Consider the following 25,193-nt stretch of genomic DNA (forward strand, 5'->3'; position numbering starts at 1 on the left):
TGCCTCAGTACTTAGGCCTGATGCTTGCACTTATGCCAGGCGCGCGCGGACGATCTCACTTACCGCCTTGCCGTCGAATCGTCCGGCGACCTTGGCGGTTACAGGCTTCATCACGGCGCCCATCTGTCGCATTGACAGCTCAACACCGTCGGCCTTCAACGCTTCGATGGCCTCGTCGACTATTGCCTCCACCTCGTCTGCGCCCAGTGGCTGCGGCAGATATGTCTCGATGACCTCGGCTTCTGCGATTTCCGCAGCGGCGCGGTCATTTTCACCCGCCTCGGTGTAGATGAGGGCAGTATCCCGGCGCTTGGCGGCTTCCTTTTGCAGCAGGGCCATGACCTGATCGTCCTGCAGCTCGATCGGAGTCTTGCCGGACTTTTCCCGCGTTTCGATCTCGCCCAAGACGTTTCTCACGGTGGTGAGCGCGACCTTGTTGCGGTCCTTCATGTGGACGATGACGTCAGCGTGCAGGCGTTCCTTCAGTGTGGTCATGATTTCCTCATCGTGCTGTAGCGATTCGTGGTGGGCGGCTAGTAATTCAATCGTGCACCTTTAAGGACGCGCGTGCCGTCACCGGCAATGACACAAAATCCCGTTAGGGTGGTGAAGGTTTGGGGCATGGGGACCCGCACCGGAAGGAAAGCACGGATGGAACGGCAAGGCGAAGAGCGTCCGGCTCATGTAATGAGCAGGCGGCTTTTTACCTTCGCCACGGTTGCCGCGGCACTTAGCGGGTGCACGGATGCCGACCCGCGCGGCGGGAGCGGAACTAACACAGCGCCACCTCCGCGGATTCCCGCCTCCAGCACTCCTGGCGCAGTCCCCCAGATGACGCGCACGCACGCACCCACCCCGCCCGGCAAGGACAGCATCGTCGCCGCCTTCAAAGGCCGCATTCCGCGGCAGTGGGGCCTGGAAGCGCCCGGAACCGTCAACAAACTCTCCGCAGGCAGCCGCGGGATCGCGCTGACTTTCGACTGCTGCGGCGGTCCCGGAGGAAACGGCGTGGACCAGGAACTCATCGACACCCTGCGCCGGACGAGGACACGTGCCACCTTCTTTCTTAATTTCCGCTGGATCCAGGCCCACCCGAAGCTCGCCAGGTCCTTGGCGGGTAATCCCCTGTTCGAGATCGGGAATCACGGCACCAGACATGTCCCCCTGTCAGTGACCGGCCGGAGCGCTTACGGAATCAGGGGCACCGCAAGCCCTGCTGAGGTCTACGACGAGGTCATGGTGAACCAGCAGGCGCTCCGCCGGCTTACTGGCGCGCCCACCCGCTACTTCCGGCCCGGCACCGCTTACCTCGACGACGTCTCGGTTGCCATCGTCAGGAGATTGGGACTGATCCCCGTCTCGTTCAGCATCAACGGCGACGGCGGTGCAACGTACCCGGCGCCGGTCGTCTACGGCGAAGTCGCCGCAGCCAAACCCGGAGACATCATTATTGCCCACGCCAACCAGGCGCAGGGCGGTACCGCGGCGGGAGTCGCACGCGCCCTGCCCGTCCTGAAGGCCGCAGGCCTCAAGCCCGGCTGGCTCAATCTCGTCTAACCCAGCATCCAACGGCCGGCCACAGCTTCCGGCGGTAGCCTTGAACCCTATGGATCACTTAGCTGCACCAGCCCTGCCCATGCCCGAGCAATGGTGGGACCGCATTGTCGCCGGCTTCGCGAGGTCCGACATTCCTGCGGTGAGCGTCACCGAGCTGCTCGCCGTCGTCCTGGTCGCCGGCGTTCTTTCGGTCCCGCGCGCCACCTGGCGGTACTTCGGGCTTTTCGCAACAGTGACCCACGAACTGGGGCACGCCTTTGCGGCGCTCACCAGCGGCCAGCGGCTGGGCGGGATCAAACTGCGGCTGAATCATTCCGGCACCACCACCTCCTACACGCGCGGGCGCTTCGCCGCCGTCTGGTCCGGCTTTTGGGGCTATCCCGTCCCGGGCGTCACCGGCGCCGCGCTGGTATGGTCCGGCTTCAACGGCTGGGGCCCGGCCGCGATGTCCGCCGGGTTGCTGGTGCTGCTGGCGTCCCTGATGTTCATCCGCAACCTAGCCGGCGTGTTCATTCTTCTCGCCGCGGTCTTCGCCGCAGCCGCCCTCGTTCTCGCTGTGCCGGCCGCCTTCACCGGGCATGTGGCTATCATCCTGGGGCTCGCGCTGCTCGTGGCCGCCGTACGGGACCTGGCCAAACTCACCAACGTGCACCTCCGCCGCCGGGATCAGCTGCCGACCTCGGACGCGTACATCCTTTACCGGGCGACCGCCATTCCGTCAGGAGTCTGGATAGTCCTCTTCTCCCTGGTCGTGGCCGCATCGTGGGTGGTGGCCTGGCAGCCGATGTCGCACATCCTTGCAGCGGCCACATAGTCTGGAGTGATGAACCAGGAGTCCAGCACCGTCAAAGAACACAGCACAAAGGGCGCGTATGTCACGGGCGGAGAATTCAACCGGGACACCAGCTACATCGAGGACCGGATCACGAAAACCGGCGCAGCCGGGCCCAATGGGGAACCCGGCTGGCCTGTGGAACCGGGCCGCTACCGGCTGATCGCCGCGCGCGCCTGCCCGTGGGCAAACCGGACGGTCATCGTCCGCCGCCTGCTGGGCCTTGAAGACGCCATCTCCCTTGGCCAGCCCGGCCCCACCCACGACGCCCGGTCCTGGACCTTCGACCTGGATCCGGGCGGGACAGACCCCGTGCTCGGCATTGAACGCCTGCAGGAGGCCTACTTCCGGCGTTTTCCGGACTACCCGCGCGGCATCACGGTTCCGGCGATGGTGGACATCGCGAGCGGAGCCGTGGTGACAAACAACTATCCCCAGATCACCCTGGACTTCTCCACCGAGTGGACCGAGTTCCACCGCCCCGGAGCGCCGCGGCTGTACCCGGAGCTTCTCCGCGAGGAAATCGACCGCGTCAACAAGCGGGTGTTCACCGAAGTCAACAACGGCGTGTACCGGTGTGGCTTCGCCGGCTCCCAAGACGCGTACGACGCCGCCTACAGCCGCCTGTGGACCGCTCTCGACTGGCTTGACGAACGGCTGGCAGCGCAGCGGTATCTCGTCGGCGATTACATTACCGAAGCCGACGTCCGGCTCTTCACGACACTTGTCAGGTTCGACGCCGTCTACCACGGGCATTTCAAATGCAACCGGAACAAACTCAGCGAGATGCCGGTCCTCTGGGCATACGCCAGGGACCTGTTCCAAACTCCGGGCTTCGGCGACACCATCGACTTCGTGCAGATCAAGCAGCACTACTACATCGTCCACGAGGACATCAATCCCACCGGCGTCGTCCCGGCGGGGCCGGACCTTTCCGGGTGGCTGACTCCGCACGGGCGGGAGTCCCTGGGCGGAAGTCCTTTCGGCGAGGGCACTCCGCCAGGGCCCGTCAGGGCAGGGGAAGAAGTGGCCGCAGGGAACGGAGTCCGCTGACAGATTCCGCCGTCTCCCAGCCCCCGGCGAGGACGCTGAGGGGTTAGTCCACTTGTCGCACTCCGTTCGCCACCCTAGTGTGGGGCCCGATGACCACCACAAAGCAGGACACCCCGGCCCAGGAGCCTCTTCCGCGTAGAGTTTGGCGGCTCACGTCAGCCAGCGTGACCCGGGCCCTGGCAGCACCGCGGTTGCAGCTGGCTGCCAAAGCGGGCCTGGCCGCCGGCATAGCATTTCTGATCGCACCGCTGATGCCGGGCGCCGCGGCCCATTACCCGTACTACGCTCCGCTGGGCGCGCTGGTGGCCATGTATGAAAATGTTGCCGGTTCCATGCGACAAGGACTGCAGACCCTCGTCGGCCTGGCGGCCGGGATCGGACTCGCTTTCGTCCTGATCAGCCTGGGCGCCACGCCGCTGAGCGTTGGCGTCGTGATGGCATTTGGCGTCCTGCTGGCCGGACTCCCCCGCCTTGGGGCCGGCCGGGACTGGATTCCGACGGCGGCTCTCCTGGTCCTGCTGGTGGGTGGACGGAACCCGGACGACTTTTCGTTCGGCTACCTGCTCCAAATGGGCGTCGGCGTTGCCGTGGGCGTCGCCGTAAACCTGCTCGTTTTCCCGCCCCTCCACTTCAATGCTGCCGCCCTGAGCCTGGCCGAGTTGCGGCTTGCCCTGGCCCGTCAGCTGTCGGACATGGGGGCGGCGATGCACGAAAAATGGCCTCCGGAGCACGAAGCCTGGTCACAGCGGTCCGAAGAGCTTGCCAGGTCCGCCCGATCAGTCCGCGCCGCCGTCCAAAAGGCGGACGCGAGCAGGGAAGCCAACCCGCGCCGCCGTTTCCATCCGCGCGACGTGGACCTTGACTACCGCAACGTCCGAGACTTGGAGCGCGTCACGTTCCATATCCAGGACATGACCGAGGTGCTTGCCGACGTCATCTGGAACAAGGACATGCCCTTCACCATCCCCCTGCCGTACAGCGAGCCCCTCGCCAAAGCCCTGGCCGCCGTCGGGGAAGTGCTCCGCTCAGCGGAGGAGGACGACGCCGGCCGGCAAGCAGAGCTGATAACTGCCGCACACGCTGCGGTCGGTTCCCTGGAAAGGCGGATTGCCTCCGACGACGTCGACGCCGACGCCCCCAGCGCCGCGGAATCCATTTTGCTGAGCCTGCACCGGATACTGCGGGTCGCCCGCGTGGACGGCCAGTAGGCAGCCCGAGCTACAGCGCCGCCACTGAACCGCTGAAATGCTTCCGGCCCGAACGCGGGTTCCAGGCCACGTAGTCCGATCGCAGCCAGGCCGCACCATCCGTCTGGACGGTGCTGATGTCCAGGCCGACCGGCGCCGGAAGGAATACCGGTGCTTCAAACGTGACGTCCCAGCGGAATGAATCGCCCTTGGCTGCACCGACATCAGCCAGAGCCCGCGAGGCCAGGTACATCCCGTGCGCAATCGACCGCCGCATGCCCAGGGCCTTGGCGGACAGGACGCTGAGGTGGATGGGGTTGAAATCCCCTGACACTGCGGCGTACGCCCGCCCTGCATCCACGCCCAGTTGCCAGACGGCGGTGGGATCCGGAGCTTTGAAGTCCTCCGGCCGCACGGAGGCGGAGGCTTTGTCGATGCCGGGAAGGAATACTCCCTTCGCCAGATACGTGGAAATGCCCCGCCAGCGCACGGCCTCGCCGCCGGACACCCGGACCTCGGCAACTAGGTCCAGCTGCGTTCCAGACCTGTGCGCCCGGAGTGCTTCCGCCCGGGCAGTAATATCCAGCGGCTCGGTAAACCGAACGGGGCTGCGCTGCTCAACAACATTACGGAGATGGATCATTCCCAGCAGCGGCAGTGGAAAGTCGTCGCGGTTCATGACGCTCATGGCCACGGGGAACGCCAGCGCGTGAATGAACCCGGCGGGCAGCACGTCGCTGGCGGTTTCACCGATCAGGTGCTGATAGGCGGTGAGGTTTCCGACGTCGGCCTGCACTCCCCGAACTTCGTGGCCCACCGAAGGCAGCCCCGCACCCGCTGGGGAGCCAAGGATCCGTCGCCGGGCCGCCGCCGCAGCCGCGTTCACATAGAGTTTCGAAAGGGACGGCATCTCGCCTAGGATGATGGGCTGGCCGGTGTTCATGCACCCACCAGGTTTTGTCCGCAAACCCTCAGTACCTCTCCGGAAATGCCTCCTGCGGCGTCGCTGGCGAGAAAGGCAATGGCCTCGGCCACGTCCTCCGGACGACCGCCCTGCTGCAGTGAATTGAGCCGCCTCGCAACCTCGCGTGTGGCGAACGGGATGCGGGCCGTCATCTCCGTTTCGATGAACCCGGGGGCCACGGCATTGATCGAGCCGCCACGCTCCGCGAGCAGCGGCGCCGTGGCGCGGACCATGCCGATCACGCCTCCCTTGGAGGCTGCGTAGTTGGTTTGGCCCCGGTTGCCGGCGATGCCGCTGGTTGACGCGACTGACACGATCCTGGGAGCCGAGCGGAAATGCTCGGAAGCCAGCAGCTCCTCATTGATCCGCAGCTGGGCGGCAATGTTCACGCCGATCACGGAGCTCCAGCGCCCGTGATCCATGTTGACGAGCAGCTTATCCCGGGTGATGCCCGCGTTGTGGACCACGATGTCCAGGTGCCCGTGGCGTCCGACGGCATGGTCAATGATCCGCTGGCCGGCATCGTCCCGACTGACGTCGAGCTGCAGCGCTGTGCCCCGGACTTCGTTGGCAACGTCGGCCAGATGGTCACCTGCGGTCGGAATATCGACCACCACCACCGTGGCACCGTCACGGTGCAGCGTCCGCGCAATGGCCGCGCCGATGCCGCGGGCGGCCCCGGTAACCACGGCGACTTTTCCGGCGAGCGGTTTGTCAGCGTCGGCAGGCAGCCTTCCCGCTGTTGAGCCGATCCGCACGAACTGGCCGTCCACAAAGGCGGACCGGCCCGAGAGAAAGAAGCTGAGCGCTCCGAGCGCCGCAGGCGACGTGGCGCTGACATCCTCGGCGAGGACAATGCCGTTGCCCGTGGCGCCGGCGCGCAGTTCCTTGGCCAGTGAGCGCAGCAGCCCGTCGACGCCCTGCCGGACTGCGGCGGCGGCGGGTGTGGCTCCGTCGGAAGCGCGCGAAACAGTGACCACGCGTCCGTTCGGAGCCAGGTCGCGCAGCGACGGGGCGGCCGTCAGAACCGGCTGTTCGAGGTCGGCCGGTGACTCCAGATCGTCCAGAACCAGCACGATCGCGCCCAGCCTTTCCTTGGGAACGGCGTGCCGGCGGACGTCCAGGTCCCACTCAAGGAGCTGTGCCGCGAGCGCGTCTGCCCCCGGGCTGGAACCTTCGACCAGGACCGGTCCGCTGATGAGGGGCTGGCCGGGCTCGTAGCGCCGCAGCACGGCAGGCTGCGGGAGTCCGAGCTTCTTGGCGACGTCCCGGCCCAGCCCCTTGCTGACCAGCCGTGTGTAAGTGTCTGTCATGAGATATCCCTAGTGTGCTTCCAGAAGTGCCACGACGCCCTGGCCGCCGGCGGCGCAGACAGAGATGAGTCCGAGCGCCGGACGCCCGTCCACCGTCCCCTTGGCGTGCAGCATCTTGGCGAGTGACGCAACAATCCGGCCGCCAGTCGCGGCAAACGGGTGTCCCGCTGCCAGTGATGATCCGTTGACGTTGAGCCTGGCACGGTCCACCTTGCCGAATGCTCCGTCCAGCCCGAGCCGGGTGCGCCCGAATTCCTCGTCTTCCCAGGCAGCCAGCGTGCTCAGCACGGTCCCGGCAAAAGCCTCGTGGATTTCGAAGAAGTCGATGTCATCCAGTGTCAGGCCATTGCGCGCCAGCAGCCGAGGCACAGCGAAGGCCGGAGCCATGAGCAGCCCGTCCTTTCCGTGCACGAAGTCCACGGCGGCGGCCTCGCCGTCAAGGACTGTGGCGAGCTTGGGCAGACCGTGCTGGTCCGCCCACTCTTCCGAGGCAAGCAGCACAGTGGAGGCGCCGTCCGTCAGCGGAGTGGAGTTGCCTGCCGTCATCGTGGCCTCCGAGCCCAGGTTCCGGCCGAAGACCGGCTTCAGGGAGGCAAGCTTCTCGAGGGTGGTGTCTGCCCTGAGGTTGGAATCCCTGCTGAGCCCGCGGTAGGGCGTGAGGAGGTCATCGAAGAATCCGGCCTCATAAGCGGCTGCGAGGTTGCGGTGGCTGTTGTAGGCCAGCTCGTCCTGGGCCTGGCGGGTGATCTTCCACTGGGCTGTGGTCAAGGCCTGGTGCTCCCCCATGGACAGGCCCGTCCGGGGCTCGCCCGTGTTGGGCGCATCGGGGGCGAGGTCCTTGGGCCGGAGGCGGGCGAGGATCTGCAGGCGCTGCGGCAGCGCCTTCGCACGGTTGAGGTCCAGCAGGACTTCGCGGAGGCCCTCACTGACTGCGATCGGGGCATCGGACGCTGAGTCGACGCCGCCGGCGATGGCCGACTGGATCTGCCCGAGCCTGATTTTGTTGCCGAGGCCCAGCACAGTTTCCAGACCGGTGGCGCAGGCCTGCTGGAGGTCGTAGGCGGGAGTTTCGGCCGACAGGGCGGAGCCCAGGACAGCCTCTCGGGTCAGGTTGAAATCACGCGAGTGCTTCAGCACGGCACCGGCGGCGACTTCGCCGATCCGCTCGTCCTGCAGCCCGAAGCGGGCAATCAGTCCGTCCAGCGCCGCGGTGAGCATGTCCTGGTTGGAGGACTTCGTGTAGGCCCCGCCGGTCCGTGCAAACGGGATCCTGTTGCCGCCGACCACCACAGCCTTTCGGAGAGCCTGTGCTTCACGAAGGGACTGTGCCTCACGAAGGGACTGGGGCGAACCTGCCGCCCGGACGTTGGTGGTTTCTTCTGGTCCGGTTACTGACTGTCCATCGACGGACATGCTCTGTCTCCTTTGATCCGCGCTAATTATCGATACCCAGCGTACCTGATACGCTGGGTATCGTGAACATGAACCGGCCCCGCCGACTTCCCGAGCCCGTACCCGCCGCTGTCGACGGCCGCGCCTCCCGCTGGCAGTCGCACCGTGAGGAGCGGAGGCGAGAGCTCATCAAGTCCGCCCGACGAGCTGTTCACACCCTCGGAAGCGATGCGTCCATGGAGGACATCGCGGCCGCAGCCGGGACATCAAAGTCTGTCTTCTACAGGTACTTCGGAGACAAGGCCGGCCTTCAGCAGGCAGTGGGCGAAGTGGTATTGAGCCAGATGCAGCGGCGCATCCACGAGGCGGCCCAGAGCGCCCAGACGCCGCGCGAGGGCCTCTTCGCCATGGTCTCTGCCTATCTGCAGATGGCCGAGACGAGTCCCAACGTGTACGCGTTCGTGACCCGGCACTCGGCCGCGGAACAGGACGGCGGCCAGACCACCATTGCCACGGCCGGGGCCCTCGGTCACTTCTTTGATTCCATTGCCAAGATGATTGCCCGGCCCATGCGCGCGCATCTCGGCGCTGGCAAGGAAGCGGTCATCGGATACTGGCCCAACGCCGCGATCGGGCTGGTCCGCAATGCCGGCGAACAGTGGCTGGCCAGCCCGGTCTCCCCCGAGAAGCCCGACCAGGACGCAATGGCCCGCCAGATTACGGCGTGGCTGTGTGTGGGCATCGCACCAGAACTTACCGACGTTCAATAAACCCGTTCAACAACCCCTCAAATTGTCAGAACCAACGAAGGAATCGACATGACTGAAGTAGCGGACCGCCCCACGGGCGCACCCTCCCGACCCGCGCCGGAAGGCATTGCTACGGGTCAGAGCGCCAACGGCCTGATCCCCGGCGGGACGCCCGCCGTCGACGTCGCCGCACTGGGTGAGCAGCTGCTCGGCAAATGGGCAGACGTCCGACGCCAGGCACGCGAGCTGGCCGCCCGCCCGGAACTGCACAAGACGGAAGGCCTCACCCACACCGAACACCGGCAGCGCACGTTCGGCCAGCTTCGGTACCTCGTGGACAACGACGCCGTCCACCGCGCTTTCCCCACAGCCCTCGGTGGCTCCGATGACCACGGCGGAAACATCGCTGGCTTCGAGGAACTGGTCACGGCCGATCCCTCCCTGCAGATCAAGGCGGGCGTGCAGTGGGGCCTCTTCGGTTCCGCCGTGATGCACCTGGGCACAGGTGAGCACCACACGAAGTGGCTGCCTGGCATCATGAACCTCGACATCCCGGGATGCTTCGCCATGACGGAGACAGGGCACGGCTCGGATGTCGCCAGCATCGCCACCACCGCCACCTTCGACGCCGGCACGGAGGAATTCGTCATCAACACACCGTTCCGTGCAGCCTGGAAGGACTATATCGGCAACGCCGCCGTCGACGGCCTTGGCGCCGTGGTGTTCGCCCAGCTGGTCACGCGCGGCGTGAACCACGGGGTCCATGCGTTCTACGTCGATCTCCGTGATCCCGACACGAAGGAATTCCTCCCCGGGATAGGCGGCGAGGACGACGGCGTCAAGGGCGGCCTGAACGGGATCGACAACGGGCGCCTGCACTTCAGCAATGTCCGGATCCCCCGCACGAACCTGCTTAACCGCTACGGCGATGTGGACGCTGCCGGGAACTACAGCTCCCCGATCGCCAGCCCCGGCCGGCGCTTCTTCACCATGCTGGGCACGCTGGTCCAGGGCCGGGTCAGCCTCGACGGTGCCGCGGTGGCTGCCTCCAAGCTCGCACTCAAGACCGCCATTACCTACGCCACCGAGCGCCGCCAGTTCAACGCTTCCTCCCCCACCGAGGAGGAAGTCCTCCTGGACTACCAGCGCCACCAGCGGCGGCTCTTCACACGCCTGGCAACCACGTACGCTGCGGCGTTCGCCCACGAGCAGCTGCTGGAGAAGTTCGACGACGTATTCTCCGGCGCGCACGACACTGATGAGGACCGGCAGGACCTCGAGACGCTGGCCGCTGCCCTCAAGCCGCTCAGCACCTGGCACGCCCTCGACACCCTGCAGGAGTGCCGCGAGGCCTGCGGCGGCGCCGGCTTCCTGATCGAAAACCGCTTCGCGTCGCTCCGCGCCGACCTCGACGTCTACGTCACTTTCGAGGGCGACAACACGGTCCTCCTCCAGCTTGTGGCAAAGCGGCTGCTGGCTGACTACGCCAAGGAATTCCGCAGCGTCACATTCGGAGTCCTCGCGCGCTACGTGGTCAACCAGGCGGCCGGAACCGCCGTCCACCGTACCGGGCTCCGGGGAGTGGCGCAGTTCGTCGCCGATAACGGCCTTCCCCAGAAGGCAGCAATTGCCCTGCGCGATGAGGATAGCCAGCGGGCGCTCCTGACAGACCGGGTGCAGTCGATGGTCGCCGAGGCCGCAGCTGCCCTCAAGGGCGCCAACAAGCTGCCGCAGGACCAGGCTGCTGCAGTGTTCAACCAGCACCAGGACGAGCTGATCGACGCGGCCCAGGCCCACGCCGAACTGTTGCAGTGGGAAGCTTTCACCGAGGCTCTCCCCAAGGTTGCGGACCCTGGAACAAGGGCTGTCCTCACGTGGCTACGGGATCTGTTCGGGCTGTCCCTGATCGAGAAGAACCTGTCCTGGTATCTCATGAACGGCCGGCTCTCGATGCAGCGCGCGCGGACCGTGGGCGACTACATCAACAGGCTTCTGGTCAAGATCCGTCCCCACGCGCTGGATCTTGTGGATGCCTTCGGATACGGCCCGGACCACCTCCGTGCAGCGATCGCCACCGGCGCGGAGAAGGTCCGCCAGGACGAGGCACGGAACTTCTACCGTGCGCAGCGCGCCAGCGGTGACGCCCCGGTGGAGGAGAAGTCGCTCCTGGCGCGGAAGGGCTAATCTGCGTTAAATCCCCGACGGCGCCGCTCCCCACCCAAGGGGAGCGCCGCCGTCGCGCTTTATTGCCTTGCTTTACTGAATTTGGGCAGTCCTGCTTGAGTGCCGGCTATTTGAGGACGGAACGGTAGACGTCGAGGGTGGTCTCAGTGATGGATTCCCAGGAAAAGTGCTCTTCGGCCCGGCGCCTGCCGGCCTCGCCCATGGCACGGGCGCGCTCGGGGTCAGAAACAACCTCTGTAAGGGCGGCGGCAAACTCGCTGACGAACTTTTCCGGATCCAGCGGGGTGCCGGTGCCGTCGGTGACCTGTTCAATATCCACGAGGAGCCCGGTTTCGCCGTGCTGGACCACCTCGGGGATGCCGCCGGTGGCACTGGCCACCACGGCGGCGCCGCAGGCCATGGCCTCGAGGTTCACGATGCCGAGCGGTTCGTAGATGGAGGGGCAGGCGAAGGCGGTGGCGTGGCTGAGAACCTGGATGAGCTCGTTGCGGGGCAGCATCCGCTCAATGAGCACCACTCCGCTGCGCTGGCTCTGGAGTTCCTCGATCAGGCGTGCAGTCTCCGCGGCGAGTTCGGGCGTGTCGGCAGCCCCGAGGCACAGCACCAGCTGCACATCGGCGGGGAGCTTCGCGGCAGCGCGCAGCAGGTAGGGAACACCCTTCTGGCGCGTGTTGCGGCCAACGAACACCACGCTGGGAAGGTCGGGGTCGATGCCCAGCGCACGGACGGCGTCGTGGTCCTCGTCGCGGTTCCAGAGGCTGACGTCGATGCCGTTGTGCACCACCTTGACCTTGGCGGGGTCCACCTCGGGGTAGCTGCGCAGGATGTCCTGGCGCATGCCTTCGGAGACCGCGATAATGGCCGCGGCGGCCTCATAGGCGGTCTTCTCCACCCAAGAGGACAGCGCGTAGCCGCCGCCAAGCTGCTCAGCCTTCCACGGGCGCAGCGGCTCCAGGCTGTGGGCGCTCAGCACATGCGGGATGCCGTGCAGCAACGAGGCCAGGTGTCCCGCCATGTTGGCGTACCAGGTGTGCGAATGCACAACGTCGGCGCCCGCGATGTCCGGCACGATCCGCAGGTCCACGCCGAGTGTCTGGACCGCGGCGTTGGCGGAACCGAGATCCTCCGGCACGGAGTAGGAGGTCACGGCCGCCCCGTGGTAGTCGGCGTCCCGGGGCGCGCCAAAGGCACGCACCTGCAGGTCGACGTGCTTGGCCAGGACCCGGCTCAGCTCGGCCACGTGGACGCCCGCACCACCATAGATCTCCGGCGGGAACTCTTTAGTCACAATGTCTATTCGCACGATACCCAAGGTAGTCGTTACGGTTGAACTGTTCTAGTGTGAAGGAGTCCGGGCGTGCCGGACTGTTGGGGAAGTTACGAAGGCGTACAGGAGCGACCACATGCCGTTGAATAAGAAAGTCCTGGCCATTGTCCTCGCGGGCGGCGAGGGAAATCGCCTCATGCCGCTGACGGCGGACAGGGCCAAACCCGGCGTGCCCTTTGCGGGAAGTTACCGGCTGATCGACTTTGCCCTGTCCAACCTCGTGAATTCCCGCTATCTGCAGATCGTGGTCCTGACGCAGTACAAGTCCCACAGCCTTGACCGCCACATCTCCGAAACCTGGCGGATGTCCACCCAGTTGGGCAACTATGTTGCGTCGGTTCCCGCGCAGCAGCGCGTGGGCAAGAGCTGGTTCCTTGGCAGCGCCAACGCCATCTACCAGTCCCTGAACCTGATCCGCGATGCCAACCCGGATATTGTGGTCGTCGTTGGCGCCGACCACGTGTACCGCATGGATTTCGCGCAGATGGTGGAGCAGCACGTCCGCAGTGGCGCGAAAGCAACGGTCGCCGCCGTCCGCCAGCCGCTGCACATGGCGGACCAGTTCGGCGTGATCGAGGTGGATCCCGAAGACTCCCAGAAGATCGCGGCATTCGTTGAGAAGCCGTCCTCCACCCCCGGGCTGGCCGCGGACCCCACCCAGTTTCTGGCTTCCATGGGCAACTACGTGTTTGACGCCGACGCCCTGGTGGACGCCCTGCACGTCGACGCCGAACGCCTGGACACGAAGCACGACATGGGCGGCGACATCATCCCCTACTTCGTGAACCAGGGCGAGGCCGGGGTGTACGACTTCACACTCAACGACATCCCGGGATCCACCGAACGCGACCGCACCTACTGGCGCGACGTCGGCACCATCGACTCCTTCTACGACGCCCACATGGACCTGATCTCTCCCCTGCCGGTGTTCAACCTGTACAACTCCGAATGGCCCATCTACACGCGGCAGAGCATCTCCCCGCCCGCCAAGTTCGTCCGCGGCGACAACAACACCGTCGGAACGGCCCTTGACTCCATCGTTGCCAGCGGCGTGGTCATCTCGGGCGGCATCGTGGAAGGCTCGGTCCTGTCCAACGACGTCTACGTCGGAACGGCAAGCCGCGTTGTGGATTCGGTCCTGATGGACAAGGTCCAGATCGGCGCGGGTGCGGTGGTCCGCCGCGCCATCATCGACAAGAATGTCAAGGTTCCCGCTGGTGCCGCGATCGGCCTTGATCCGGAACTCGACCGGGCCCGCGGTTTTAAGGTCACCGATTCAGGCATCACCGTGCTCTCCAAGGGGCAGGCCGTACCGGAACCGGACGACGCCGAGCGGAAGCTTTCGGCGGCCAATCTGCACCTGGTTCCCAACGCGGTGAAGGCCGCCACGGAGAACTACCCCGAAGTGCACAGTTCCGTGGAACAGGTAAGCCAGGTCCAGGCCGCCGCTGTGGGATCCAACTCTCCGTCGAGGTAGGCGCCCGGCCCCCGCGCCGAGCGACCGCCCCCGGAAACCTTGAGGCAGGCCTGAGGCTCAACAGGCTGTAAAATCAGACCAATGAGCACCTCCGATCTGACGCCTGAAGAGATTCAGGCCTGCCTCAAGGTTTTGCACACCATCCACGTCTATGACGAGGAGCACCCGGACTACGTCTCGGTGCGCCGTGCCACCGGGAAGATGTTCAAGGCCGTCAAGCGGCACCGCCGGGTCTCGAAGCGCGACCTCATCGCCGAGGCCGACCGCGCTGTACTGGCGCAAACCGCCACGGCCGCCCCTGACCGGATCGACGACGAGACACGGGGCAACAAGCTCGCCCCCTCCGCTACCGGCAAGGTGGCCGGCCACCTGATCAGGTCTCGGCCCTGCTACATCTGCAAGCAGCACTACACGCAGGTGGACGCCTTTTACCACCAGCTTTGCCCGGAATGCGCCGCTTTTAGCCACACCAAGCGCGACGCCCGGACGGACCTCACCGGACGCCGGGCCCTGCTCACGGGCGGCCGCGCCAAGATCGGCATGTACATTGCACTCCGGCTGCTCCGCGACGGGGCGCACACCACCATCACCACCCGCTTTCCTAAGGACGCCGCACGCCGTTTCGCTGCCATGGAGGACAGTGCGGACTGGCTGCACCGGCTGAGGATCGTGGGCATCGACCTGCGCGATCCCTCCCAAGTCATGGCGCTGACCGATTCGCTGAACGCCGCGGGCCCTCTGGACATCATCATCAACAACGCAGCGCAGACCGTGCGCCGCTCGGGCAACGCGTACAAGCCCCTCGTGGATGCGGAAGACGAGCCGCTCCCGGCGGCCCTCGAGCCGGCCAACGGAGGTCCCGAGCTGGTCACCTTCGGCCATGCCCATGACAAGCATCCCCTGGCCCTTGCCAGCAGCGTCACGGAGCACCCCGTGCTCGCCGGCGATGCCATCACCTCGCTGGCACTCTCTACTGGTTCTGCGTCATTGGAACGCATCGCGACCGGCACCGCCATCGACGCCGGCGGACTGGTCCCCGACCTCGCCACCATCAACAGCTGGACCCAGGTGGTGGACGAGGTGGACCCGCTGGAGATGCTGGAAGTCCAGCTGTGCAACGTCACCGCGCCCTTCCTGCTCGTCAGCAGGCTGCGGGACGCCATGAAGCGCTCCACAGCCCACCGGAAATACATCGTGAACGTCTCCGCCATGGAGGGCCAGTTCTCCCGTGCCTACAAGGGGCCGGGCCATCCCCACACGAACATGGCCAAGGCCGCCCTGAACATGATGACCCGGACCAGCGCCCAGGAGATGCTGGACAACGATGGCATCCTTATGACGGCGGTGGACACCGGCTGGATCACCGACGAGCGCCCGCATTACACCAAGGTCCGGCTGATGGACGAAGGCTTCCATGCACCCCTGGACCTTGTGGACGGGGCGGCACGGGTCTACGACCCCATCGTCATGGGAGAGAACGGTGAAGACCAATACGGCGTTTTCCTCAAGGACTACAAGCCGAGCCCCTGGTAAGAGGCCGTCCTCCGGGTCATGACCTCCCTGTGCGCGGCCCGTGGCCGTACGATGTGTCCATGAACAGTGCACCGCACGACGGTAAGCTCACATTCGACGACTGCTGGGAGCTGCTGGCCTCAGCCAACGTCGGCAGGCTGGCCCTCATCATCGACGGGCATCCGGAAATCTTCCCCGTCAACTTCGTCATTGAGCGCCGAAGCATCGTGTTCCGCACGGCCAGGGGGACAAAGCTCTGGGGTTCCATGGAAGAGGAGCCCGCCGCCTTCGAGATTGACGGCTACGACGCCCAGACCGAAGAGGCCTGGAGCGTTGTGGCGCGGGGCGGCACCGTGGCAGTGGACGACCCCGCCGAGCGCGCTGCGGCGGACGCCCTTGGCCTGGAGCCGTGGGAGCCCGGAACTAAATCACACTATGTGCGGCTGTCGCCGAAAGCCCTGACCGGCCGGCGGTTTAAGGTAAACGCCCCCGATGTCTGGAACACCCGGCTTGGCGACCAGCGCCGGGCGTCCTTCGAGTAGCCCCCGCCCCTTCCGGCAGTCGCAAGAGTCGACGCGGTGGGCCCGCTCACGCCTGCGCGGCCCTGCCGCGGGTGGCGCACTGGCGAGCGTGTCGGAGCGGGCGTAGGCTCTGGTCCATGACTAATGTGCAGCCCGCCGCAGCGTCCCGGGAATCCGTGGAACACCTGGAATCAAGCCAGTGCTGGGAGCTTCTCCGGCAGGTTTCGGTCGGCCGGCTGGCCGTCTGGGTGGAGGACCATCCGGACATCTTCCCGCTCAATTACGCTGTGGACCACGGCACCCTGGTGTTCCGGACTGCCGAGGGAACCAAACTTGGCGGCGCCCTGGGCGACGCGCCCGTAGCGCTGGAAGCCGACGGCGTAGATGCCGGTTCCGGAATGGCCTGGAGCGTGGTGGTCAAGGGCAAAGCCGCGGCCCTCAAGGACACCGAGGAAATCCTTGATTCGGCGTCCCTCTACCTTTTCCCGTGGCAGGCCGGGCAGAAAGACCACTTCGTCCGGATCACTCCGGACTCCATCACCGGCCGGCGTTTCAAGGTGACACCGCCGCTCACCTGGTGGACGCAGCTCAGCGGGGCCGTAAAATCCTCCCCGGAGTAGGATCCCCTGGCCGAAAACCCGGCCGTCAGGCCAGCCGGGTGATCTCAACGCTTACGCTGAGCGTGGATCCCCCGCCGCCGGACAGGATGCCTTTGAGCGGCGGCACGTCGCGGTAGTCGCGGCCGCGGGCCACGGTGACGTGGAAATCTCCCGCCGGTTTGTGGTTGGTGGGGTCCCAGCTGCGCCATTCGCCGTCCCACCACTCCAGCCACGCGTGGGACTGGCCGGCAACGGACTCGCCGATGTCCGCCGTCGAACGCGGGTGCAGGTACCCGGAGACATACCGGGCGGGGATGCCGCTGCTGCGCAGCGCTCCGATGGCCAGATGGGCGAGGTCCTGGCATACGCCCTGCCTTTGCGTCCAGGCTTCCTCGGCGCTGGTGGTGACGCCGGTGGTGCCCTTCATGTAGGTCATCTCGCCGCGCATCCATTCGAAGACTGCCAAGGCGGCCTCATGCGGGTTCTTTCCGGCCACGACGCCGGGGATGATGCCGAGCACTTCCTCGCCCGGGCCGGTCAGCTGGGACTGGGGTGCCCAGTCGCTGAACTGGTTGAGGACCTCCGGCGAGGAAAGGACGTCCCAGCCCACGATGTCCGCCTCCGAGGGAATGCGTTCCACCCTGTGGACTTCGACGGTGGTTGTGGACAGGACCTCAAGGTACTCGTGCGGCATCTGCATGTCGAACGCGGTGACCCGGGTGCCCCAATAGTCGCGGTAGCTGCTGACCGCTGCCTGGGACGGGGAGACCTTCATCGAGGACTCCAGCACCACTTGCTGCGGATCCGTCAGCGGCGTCATGCGGGCCTCGTTGTAGGACAAGGTGACGCGCTTGTTGTACTTGTAGCCGGTGTTGTGAATGATGCTCAGCCGGGTCATGAAACTTCTCCCACCCAGGCCAGTTCGTCCGCCTGATTGAAGTACTTACGGGAAATGGCGTCCGAGGCCTGCGAAACAGCCTTCTGCACGCGCTCCATGTGCTCCGGCAGCTCCGACATGAGGTCGTCGGTCCGGTGGAACTCGAGGAAGGTGCGGGCCTGGCCGACAATCCGGCGGGCGTCGTTGATGAAGCCGACGCGCTGCGCCGAGGGATCCAGCTTCGCCAGGCACTCGTCGGCATCCCGCAGTGCGTAGACAATCGAGCGCGGGAAGAGCCGGTCCAGCAGGAGGAACTCGGCCGCGTGCTGGTCTCCGAAGGCGGCACGGCGCGTGCGCAGGAAGGACTCGTAGGCACCGGCGCAGCGCAGCATGTTCACCCAGGACATGCCTGCGGACAGGACGTCGCGGGTGGAGAGCATGCGGGCCGTCATGTCGGCCCGTTCAAGCGAGCGTCCGAGGGCCAGGAAGAGCCAGCTGTCATCGTGGCTGACGGTGGTGTCCGCCAGGCCGCTGACCATGGCGGTCCGTTCCAGCACCCAGTGGCAGTACCGGTAGGTGCCCACCACGTCCTTGCGGTGCTGGTTGAGGCCGTAGTACGTGGTGTTAAGGCTTTCCCACAGGCCGGACGACACGGTCTCACGGGCACGGCGGGCATTCTCACGTGCGGCGCCCAGTGACCCGGCGATGGATGTGGCGCTGTGCTTGTCGTACGCGAGGGCGTGCAGCAGTTCCTCGAGTCCGAACTCCTCGCTCTGCGGGCGCGCTCCCATGACCGCGAGCAGTTCGCGGGCAACGCTGCGCCGCTCCTCAGTGGGCAGGTGGTTCAGCCGTTCGAGGTGGACATCCAGGATGCGGGCCGTTCCGTCGGCCCTTTCAACGTAGCGGCCGATCCAAAAAAGGGACTCGGCGATTCGGCTAAGCATGTGCGGCTACCTCCTGCGCGAGCGTGGTGGCGGGAAATCGGTCTGATGACAAGGCTGCGGATGCCGGCATGAGCGGCGCCTGCCGCCTCACTGCTGCTGCTCCGACTGGCGGTCGCGCCAGTTGCTCTCGACCGGCCACACGGAGACCCGTTCCCGGACGGTGATGGACTGCCGCGGCAGCCTCTCCACGGGGACCTGCGGGGAATCTGCCAGCACCCAGGTGTCCTTGGACCCGCCGCCCTGGCTGGAGTTCACGATCAGGGAACCCTCCTTCAGGGCAACGCGGGTGAGGCCGCCGGGAAGGACCCAGACGTCGTCGCCGTCGTTGACGGCGAAGGGGCGGAGATCCACGTGGCGGGGCCCGAACTTGTCCCCACTGAGCGTGGGCACCGTCGAGAGCTGCAAAACCGGCTGGGCAATCCAGCCGCGGGGATCAGCGATGACGCGCTTGCGCAGGGCTTCCAGTTCCTCCTTGGACGCGTCCGGGCCAATCACGAGGCCCTTGCCGCCGGAACCGTCAACCGGCTTGACCACCAGTTCGTGGAGCCGGTCGAGGACATGCTCGCGCGCTTCCTTTTCTTCCAGCCGGAAGGTGTCCACGTTGGCGATGACGGGTTCTTCGCCGAGGTAGTAGCGGATCAGGTCCGGAACGTAGCTGTAGACCAGTTTGTCGTCAGCCACGCCGTTGCCCACGGCGTTGGCGATGGTCACGCCGCCGGCGCGGGCGGCATTCACCAGGCCCGGGCAGCCCAGCATGGAATCGGAGCGGAACTGCAGCGGGTCGAGGAAGTCGTCGTCGATCCGCTTGTAGATGACGTCCACCCGCTGCTCACCGGCGGTGGTGCGCATGTACACGCGGTTGCCGCGGCAGATGAGGTCGCGGCCCTCCACGAGCTCCACGCCCATCAGCCCGGCGAGGAGGGTGTGCTCGAAGTACGCGCTGTTGAAAACACCCGGGGTCAGCACCACCACGGTGGGATCGTCGACGCCGGAAGGCGCCGTCTTACGCAGGGCGGACAGCAGCCGGCGGGGGTACTCCTCCACGGGACGGATGAGCTGCTGGCCGAATGCCTCCGGGAGGCCCTTCGCCATCGCACGCCTGTTTTCCAGCACGTAGCTGACCCCTGAGGGGACGCGGACGTTGTCCTCAAGAACGCGGAAGGTCCCTTCCGCATCGCGCACCACGTCGATGCCGGAGATATGCACGCGCACGCCGCCGGCCGGTTCGAAGCCGTGGACGGCGCGGTGGAAGTGCGCGCTCGTGGTGACCAGCTGCCTGGGGATCACGCCGTCGGACACGACCGTCATTTTGTCGTAGACGTCATTGAGGAAGGCCTCAAGAGCCCGGACCCGCTGGGCTACGCCGCGTTCCAGCACGTCCCACTCGTCGGCGGGGATCACCCGCGGAACGATGTCCAGGGGGAAGGGGCGTTCCTCGCCGGCGAAGTCAAAGGTCACGCCGCGGTCCAGGAACGTGCGCGCCATCGAGTCTGCGCGGGCGGTGACGTCCGCGAGGGAAAGCTCCCGGAGAGCGCCGGCGACCTGCCCGTAGGACGTGCGGGCCATCTGCCCGGGGGCAAACATCTCGTCATAGGCGCCCGTGCGGCCGGCCGCCTCAGAGTAATCCTGGAATAGGTCAGACATGGTCATTAGCCAACCACCTTTTTGTTGCGAATTCATTTCCGGACCCCGTCCTGGCGTGTTGGCGGGTCCTCCCGGTTGGTCTTTTGCCGCCCCTGTCCGGCATGGTAGGGACGTGCCAGACTTCCGATCCCCGACGACGCCGCCGCCGCAGCTGCGCAGGGTGGTGCACCAGAACCTTACCCGGAATCTGCCCGGCCTGCTGACGGCCGTGGTGGCACTGGCCATTGCCTTCTCCGTCCATGCCGCGGTTCCGGCCCTTCCGGCGATGACACTGGCCGTGGTCCTTGGGCTGCTGGCGGCCAACCTGCCGTTCACGGCGGTGTGGACGGCAGGACGGGCCCGGCCTGGACTGGACTTCGCCGGGAAGCACCTGATGCGCGGCGGCATCGTGCTGCTTGGACTCAAGGTGGGAATTGCAGACGTGCTGGGCCTCGGCTGGACATCCCTGCTGCTGATTGCGGGTGTGGTGCTGGCCAGCTTTGCCGGCACGTACGGAATTTCCCGCCTCTTCAGGCTTCCGCGGGAAGCCTCCCTCTTGATCGCCACGGGGTTTTCCATCTGCGGCGCTTCGGCGATCGGTGCCATGGCCGCGGTGAGGCGGATCAGGCACCCGGACACCGTCCTGCCGGTGGCTCTCGTGACGCTCTGCGGCACGCTGGCCATCGGCGTGCTGCCGCTGTTGGTCCATCCGCTGCGCCTCAGCCCCGAGATTTTCGGCGCGTGGACCGGCGCCTCGGTCCACGACGTCGGCCAGGTGGTGGCCACGGCGCAGACCGCAGGTCCTGCGGCGCTGGCGATCGCCGTCGTCGTCAAACTGACACGGGTCATCCTGCTGGCTCCCATGGTGGCGGCAGCGGGAGTGCACCAGCGGATCGTTTCGGTCCGCCGTACACACCGCGCCGGGAAGGTACAGCCGGGCGCAAACGCGGAGCTGCCCCTGGTGACCCCGGAGAGGCTGCCGCCCGTGGTTCCGCTCTTCGTCGTCGGGTTCGTGGTGCTCGTGGCGCTGCGCTCCACCGGATGGGTCTCTGCCGGCTGGCTTGAAGCGGCGGCCGCACTGCAGGACATCCTGCTCGGGGGTGCGCTTTTCGGGCTCGGGTCCGCGGTGCGCATCCACACCCTGCTGCACACGGGGCTCCGGGCAGTGATGGCGGCGCTGGCCGCCTGGCTGCTGATAGCGGTCCTTGGCCTGGCCGCCGCTTTCCTCATGATTCAATAGCGGAGTGTCGAATGAGAACCTCCAGCGCAATGAAGCGGCAGAACGGTCAGCACTGATCACCACCCACGGCTACGACGTCTCCCTCGACGTCCGCAACGCGCCCGATCAGGACGCGGCCGGCTACACCAGCCGGACCACCATCACCTTTTCGGCACGCGAACCGGGAACATCGACATTCCTGGATTTCATCGGCGACGTCCAGAGCGTGGTCCTCAACGGCACCGAACTGCCGGCGGCCGGGATCGTGGACGGTTCGCGGATCCGGCTGGACGAACTGCAGGCCGAGAACACGGTGACGGTCACAGGAACCGCCCGTTACAGCCGGTCCGGCGAGGGCATGCACCGGTTCTTCGATCCCGCGGACGGCCAGTGCTACCTGTACACCCAGTACGAGCCCGCCGATGCCCGCCGGGTGTTCGCAAACTTTGAACAGCCGGACCTCAAGGCCTCCTTCACCTTCCACGTCACCGCCCCGTCCGGATGGCACGTGGCCTCCAACGGGGCCGAGGCGGCCCGGCTCCCGCTGGCGGACGACGCCGGAGCGAGCCGCTGGGACTTCGTTCCCACACTGCCGATGTCCACCTACATCACCACCGTTCTGGCAGGCCCCTACTTCAAGGCGCAGGATCTGTGGAGCAGAACCTCCGACGACGGCACGCGGCTTGAGGTGCCGCTGGCACTTTACTGCCGGGCCTCCATGGCGGAATCCTTTGACACTGCCGAGCTGTTCCAGCTCACCAAGCAGGGACTGGAGTTCTTCAACAGCCTGTTCGACTACCCGTACCCGTGGGGGAAGTACGATCAGGCATTTGTGCCCGAATACAACCTGGGAGCCATGGAGAACCCAGGCCTGGTCACCTTCACGGAGAACTACGTCTTCGCCTCCCGGGCCGCCGATTCGCAGTACCAGGGCCGCGCCAACACGCTGCTGCACGAAATGGCCCACATGTGGTTCGGTGACCTGGTCACCATGCAGTGGTGGGATGACCTGTGGCTGAAGGAGTCCTTCGCGGACTACATGGGGACACTCGGTGTGGACCGGACCACCGGATGGGACACGGCCTGGGTGAACTTCGCGAACAACCGCAAGGCCTGGGCCTACGTCCAGGACCAGTTGCCTACCACCCACCCGATCGTTGCGGACATCCCCGACCTTGAGGCGGCCAAGCAGAACTTCGACGGCATCACCTACGCCAAGGGCGCGTCCGTCCTGAAGCAGCTGGTGGCCTATGTCGGTTTTGACGCGTTCATCGCCGGCTCCCGGCAGTATTTCAGGAGCCACGAGTACGGCAACACCACACTGGCTGACCTTCTGGGTGCACTCAGCCAGGCGTCGGGCAGGGACCTGACGGTATGGGCCAGGCAGTGGCTCCAGACGTCCGGCATCTCCACGCTCCGGGTCGAGCTGGAGCTTGCCGACGACGCACCGGGCCACGGCACGATGGAGCAGGTCACCCTGCTGCAGGAAGCGATGGACCCCGCCACCGGCCGGAGCGAGCTGCGGCCGCACCGCCTGCGGATCGGACTGTACAACTTCGACGACGCCGGCATGCTGGTGCGCACTGATTCGGTTGAGACGGACCTGCCCGGGGCCTCGGAGCCGGTGGCTGAACTGGGCGGCAAGGCCCGGCCGGCCCTGCTGCTGGTGAATGACGAGGATCTGAGCTACGCCAAAGTCCGGCTGGATCCGGTCTCCGAAGCCACGGTGCGTGCATCGCTGGACCGAATCGCCGATCCGATGGCCCGCGCCCTGTGCTGGACTGCGCTGTGGAACTCCGCCCGGGACGGTGAAACACCTGCGGCGCTGTACGTGGACGCCGTCCGCAGATTTGCCCCGGCCGAAACGGGAATCGGCGTGCTCCTGAACATTCTGGGAAATGCCTCAACGGCGCTGGATCACTACGTCCCCGCAGACGAACGTGATGCCCTGCGGGCGGCGTTTGCCGCCGCGGCAGCCGGGAAACTTCGCGCAGCGGAGCCGGGCTCGGACCAGCAGCTGGCCTGGGCACGCACGCTCGCCACACTCAGCCGCACGGACGGCAGCCAGCTGCCAGTGCTCCGCAGCCTGCTTGACGGCGCCACCGTGGTGCCTGGACTCGCCGTGGACGCCGAGCTCCGCTGGAGTCTGTGGCATGCCCTGGCCGCTCACGGCCAGGCAAGCGTTGCCGAGCTGGACGGCGAGCTGGCACGGGACACCACGGCGTCCGGACGGGCCGGACATGCCACGGCGCTCGCAGCCCGGCCCGAGGCCGCGGTCAAGGCAGCGGCGTGGGAGGCCGCAGTGCGCGGCACAGGGTTGTCCAACCAGCTGCTCAGCGCCACCATCGCCGGCTTCAATACCGGCCCGGCAGACCTGCTGGACCCCTTCGTGGAGCCGTACTTCGGCTGTCTGGAAGCGGTCTGGGCGGAGCGGAGCATCGAGATCGCCAGCCGGATTGTGCGCGGGTTCTACCCCGGGTCCCGTGACCTTCTTCCAGGTGCCGGCTCCCCCGACGAACATCCGGTCATTGTGCGAACTGACGCCTGGCTGGCTGACCACAGGGACGCGCCCCGGGCGCTGCGCCGCATCATCATCGAGCAGCGAAGCCACCTCCACCGGGCGCTCACCGCCCAGTCCGCCTCGAAAACACCATCGGTTGCTCCGTAACTGCCGTTTTGAGCGCCCAGAAGGGCAGTTATGGAGCACTCGATGGATACCTATGGCACGCGGTGCAGCCACTCGTCGGTGCCGAACTTCGCGGCAACCCGCGCGCGTGCCGTCTCGAATTCCTGCGCAGTAATCTCCGACGGCGTGGCTCCGTACCGTCCGGCGAACACGTCCATCATGGCGGCCACGATGTCTGTGCGAGCCAATCCGGTCTGGCGCCGCAGCGGATCCACCCGCTTCTTGGCGCTGGTGGTTCCCTTGTCTGACAGTTTCTCCTTGCCGATCCGCAGCACTTCCACCATTTTGTCGGCGTCGATGTCATAGCTCATGGTGACGTGGTGCAGCATGCCGCCGTTGGCGAGCCGCTTCTGGGCGGCCCCGCCGATCTTGCCCTGGTCCGTGGCGATGTCGTTCAGGGGCACATAGAAGGCGTCGATGCCGAGCTGCTTCAGGGCGGCCATCACCCACGCGTCCAGGAACGCGTACGAGTCGGCGAAACTGATGCCGTCCACGAGCGTCTGTGGCAGGTACAGCGAGTAGGTGATGCAGTTGCCGGCCTCCATGAACATCGCTCCCCCGCCGCTGATCCTGCGGACCACCGTGATTCCGTGCCTGGCCACACCGGCGGGGTCAAGCTCGTTGCGGAAGGACTGGAAGCTGCCGATGACCACAGACGGCTCCTCCCAGTCCCAGAAGCGGACCGTGGGATTGCGCCGGCCGGCGCCGACCTCCTCGGTCAGGACCTCGTCCAGCGCCACATTCAGGTGTGTGGGCAACACCGTGGGGGCAATGATGTTCCAATGGTGGTCGGACCAGGCGGTGGCCTTGGACAGTGCCCGGCGGACGGCGACCGCCACAGCATCCGCCGAGAAGCCGAACATCACGGCGCCCGGCGGCAGGGCTGCCTCCACCGCGGCGGCGATCTCGGGCGCCGTCGAGCTTTCCGGGAGTCCCTCCAGCGCTGCGTTGATGTCGGGCAGGGCCTCGTCGGGTTCGAGGAAGAAATCGCCGCTGAGGGAGATGCCGGCAAAGGTGCCGTCGACGACGTCGAGGTCCACCACAACGAGCTTGCCGCCCGGAACCTTGTACTCGCCATGAAGGCGCGGGGCACCGCCGTCGTTTGCAGAATATGGCGTGGCAGTCATGCCTTCCATCCTGCCCCACAAACGCAAAAAACCCGCACCGTTCCCGGTGC

Annotated in this window: 21 protein-coding genes; 12 read left to right on the forward strand and 9 right to left on the reverse strand. The window is 66.3% G+C overall.

Going from position 1 to position 25,193, the window contains the following annotated elements; genetic code table 11:
• Window positions 1-30: 30 nt before the first annotated feature.
• Complete coding sequence (locus LQ144_RS15045; protein WP_230119513.1) at window positions 31-495, reverse strand: GatB/YqeY domain-containing protein; 465 nt, start codon at window positions 493-495, stop codon at window positions 31-33.
• 336 nt (window positions 496-831) lie between these two features.
• Between LQ144_RS15045 and LQ144_RS15050 the strand changes: the two genes are divergently transcribed.
• The 4 genes from LQ144_RS15050 (at window position 832) to LQ144_RS15065 (ending at window position 4,650) form a co-directional block, all read left to right on the forward strand.
• The gene (locus LQ144_RS15050; protein WP_230119514.1) at window positions 832-1,557 is read left to right on the forward strand and encodes a polysaccharide deacetylase family protein; all 726 of its coding nucleotides are present in this window, start codon (window positions 832-834) and stop codon (window positions 1,555-1,557) included.
• Between the two features lie 49 nt (window positions 1,558-1,606).
• Window positions 1,607-2,371, forward strand: a complete 765-nt coding sequence (locus LQ144_RS15055) for a M50 family metallopeptidase (RefSeq protein ID WP_230119515.1) — start codon at window positions 1,607-1,609, stop codon at window positions 2,369-2,371.
• A 9-nt stretch (window positions 2,372-2,380) separates the two neighbouring features.
• Window positions 2,381-3,442: a glutathione S-transferase family protein gene (locus LQ144_RS15060; protein ID WP_230119516.1), complete on the forward strand. Its 1,062-nt coding sequence runs from the start codon at window positions 2,381-2,383 to the stop codon at window positions 3,440-3,442.
• 89 nt (window positions 3,443-3,531) lie between these two features.
• On the forward strand, window positions 3,532-4,650 hold the full coding sequence (locus LQ144_RS15065; protein ID WP_230119517.1) for an aromatic acid exporter family protein: 1,119 nt from the start codon (window positions 3,532-3,534) through the stop codon (window positions 4,648-4,650).
• Between the two features lie 10 nt (window positions 4,651-4,660).
• Here the strand turns inward: LQ144_RS15065 and LQ144_RS15070 are convergent, their stop codons facing one another.
• From LQ144_RS15070 to LQ144_RS15080, 3 genes are read right to left on the reverse strand one after another with little or no spacing between them, the layout of a single operon-like run.
• Window positions 4,661-5,572, reverse strand: coding sequence for a MaoC/PaaZ C-terminal domain-containing protein (locus LQ144_RS15070; protein WP_230119518.1), 912 nt, complete (start codon window positions 5,570-5,572; stop codon window positions 4,661-4,663).
• On the reverse strand, window positions 5,569-6,906 hold the full coding sequence (locus tag LQ144_RS15075; RefSeq protein WP_230119519.1) for a 3-oxoacyl-ACP reductase: 1,338 nt from the start codon (window positions 6,904-6,906) through the stop codon (window positions 5,569-5,571). Before LQ144_RS15075 ends, LQ144_RS15070 begins: the two co-directional genes overlap by 4 nt.
• A 9-nt stretch (window positions 6,907-6,915) precedes the next feature.
• The gene (locus LQ144_RS15080) at window positions 6,916-8,319 is read right to left on the reverse strand and encodes an acetyl-CoA C-acetyltransferase (RefSeq protein ID WP_230119520.1); all 1,404 of its coding nucleotides are present in this window, start codon (window positions 8,317-8,319) and stop codon (window positions 6,916-6,918) included.
• A 68-nt stretch (window positions 8,320-8,387) separates the two neighbouring features.
• On the opposite strand from LQ144_RS15080, the gene LQ144_RS15085 reads away from it, so the two are divergent.
• Window positions 8,388-9,068 carry a TetR/AcrR family transcriptional regulator gene (locus LQ144_RS15085; RefSeq protein ID WP_230119550.1) on the forward strand — a complete coding sequence of 227 codons (681 nt, stop codon included), beginning with the start codon at window positions 8,388-8,390 and terminating at the stop codon, window positions 9,066-9,068.
• Between the two features lie 48 nt (window positions 9,069-9,116).
• Window positions 9,117-11,231: an acyl-CoA dehydrogenase gene (locus LQ144_RS15090; RefSeq protein ID WP_230119521.1), complete on the forward strand. Its 2,115-nt coding sequence runs from the start codon at window positions 9,117-9,119 to the stop codon at window positions 11,229-11,231.
• A 106-nt stretch (window positions 11,232-11,337) separates the two neighbouring features.
• Here LQ144_RS15090 and glgA read toward each other — a convergent pair whose 3' ends face one another.
• A complete protein-coding gene (gene glgA, locus LQ144_RS15095; protein ID WP_230119522.1) occupies window positions 11,338-12,534 on the reverse strand; it encodes a glycogen synthase in 1,197 nt (398 codons plus the stop codon).
• Window positions 12,535-12,634: 100 nt separating this feature from the next.
• Here glgA and glgC point away from each other — a divergent pair, with 100 nt between their 5' ends.
• The 4 genes from glgC (at window position 12,635) to LQ144_RS15115 (ending at window position 16,688) form a co-directional block, all read left to right on the forward strand.
• Window positions 12,635-14,035 carry a glucose-1-phosphate adenylyltransferase gene (glgC, locus tag LQ144_RS15100; protein WP_230119523.1) on the forward strand — a complete coding sequence of 467 codons (1,401 nt, stop codon included), beginning with the start codon at window positions 12,635-12,637 and terminating at the stop codon, window positions 14,033-14,035.
• Window positions 14,036-14,116: 81 nt separating this feature from the next.
• Window positions 14,117-15,568 carry an SDR family NAD(P)-dependent oxidoreductase gene (locus LQ144_RS15105; RefSeq protein ID WP_230119524.1) on the forward strand — a complete coding sequence of 484 codons (1,452 nt, stop codon included), beginning with the start codon at window positions 14,117-14,119 and terminating at the stop codon, window positions 15,566-15,568.
• 59 nt (window positions 15,569-15,627) lie between these two features.
• Window positions 15,628-16,089, forward strand: coding sequence for a pyridoxamine 5'-phosphate oxidase family protein (locus LQ144_RS15110; protein ID WP_230119525.1), 462 nt, complete (start codon window positions 15,628-15,630; stop codon window positions 16,087-16,089).
• A 116-nt stretch (window positions 16,090-16,205) separates the two neighbouring features.
• Entirely contained in the window at window positions 16,206-16,688 is a 483-nt protein-coding gene (locus LQ144_RS15115) for a pyridoxamine 5'-phosphate oxidase family protein (RefSeq protein WP_230119526.1), read from the forward strand.
• Between the two features lie 25 nt (window positions 16,689-16,713).
• On the opposite strand, the gene LQ144_RS15120 is transcribed toward LQ144_RS15115, so the two are convergent.
• From LQ144_RS15120 to LQ144_RS15130, 3 genes are all read right to left on the reverse strand, one after another.
• Window positions 16,714-17,565: a transglutaminase family protein gene (locus LQ144_RS15120; protein WP_230119527.1), complete on the reverse strand. Its 852-nt coding sequence runs from the start codon at window positions 17,563-17,565 to the stop codon at window positions 16,714-16,716.
• Window positions 17,562-18,488: an alpha-E domain-containing protein gene (locus tag LQ144_RS15125; protein ID WP_230119528.1), complete on the reverse strand. Its 927-nt coding sequence runs from the start codon at window positions 18,486-18,488 to the stop codon at window positions 17,562-17,564. The genes LQ144_RS15120 and LQ144_RS15125 overlap by 4 nt, the downstream gene beginning before the upstream one ends.
• 87 nt (window positions 18,489-18,575) lie before the next feature.
• On the reverse strand, window positions 18,576-20,132 hold the full coding sequence (locus tag LQ144_RS15130; protein ID WP_230119529.1) for a circularly permuted type 2 ATP-grasp protein: 1,557 nt from the start codon (window positions 20,130-20,132) through the stop codon (window positions 18,576-18,578).
• 187 nt (window positions 20,133-20,319) lie between these two features.
• On the opposite strand from LQ144_RS15130, the gene LQ144_RS15135 reads away from it, so the two are divergent.
• On the forward strand, window positions 20,320-21,351 hold the full coding sequence (locus LQ144_RS15135; protein ID WP_230119551.1) for a putative sulfate exporter family transporter: 1,032 nt from the start codon (window positions 20,320-20,322) through the stop codon (window positions 21,349-21,351).
• A 4-nt stretch (window positions 21,352-21,355) separates the two neighbouring features.
• Window positions 21,356-23,998, forward strand: a complete 2,643-nt coding sequence (pepN, locus tag LQ144_RS15140) for an aminopeptidase N (RefSeq protein ID WP_230119530.1) — start codon at window positions 21,356-21,358, stop codon at window positions 23,996-23,998.
• Between the two features lie 50 nt (window positions 23,999-24,048).
• Here pepN and LQ144_RS15145 read toward each other — a convergent pair whose 3' ends face one another.
• Window positions 24,049-25,143, reverse strand: a complete 1,095-nt coding sequence (locus tag LQ144_RS15145; protein ID WP_230119531.1) for a biotin/lipoate A/B protein ligase family protein — start codon at window positions 25,141-25,143, stop codon at window positions 24,049-24,051.
• Between the last annotated feature and the right edge of the window lie 50 nt (window positions 25,144-25,193).

This window comes from Arthrobacter sp. Bi83 (assembly GCF_918698095.1).
Lineage (GTDB): Bacteria > Actinomycetota > Actinomycetes > Actinomycetales > Micrococcaceae > Arthrobacter.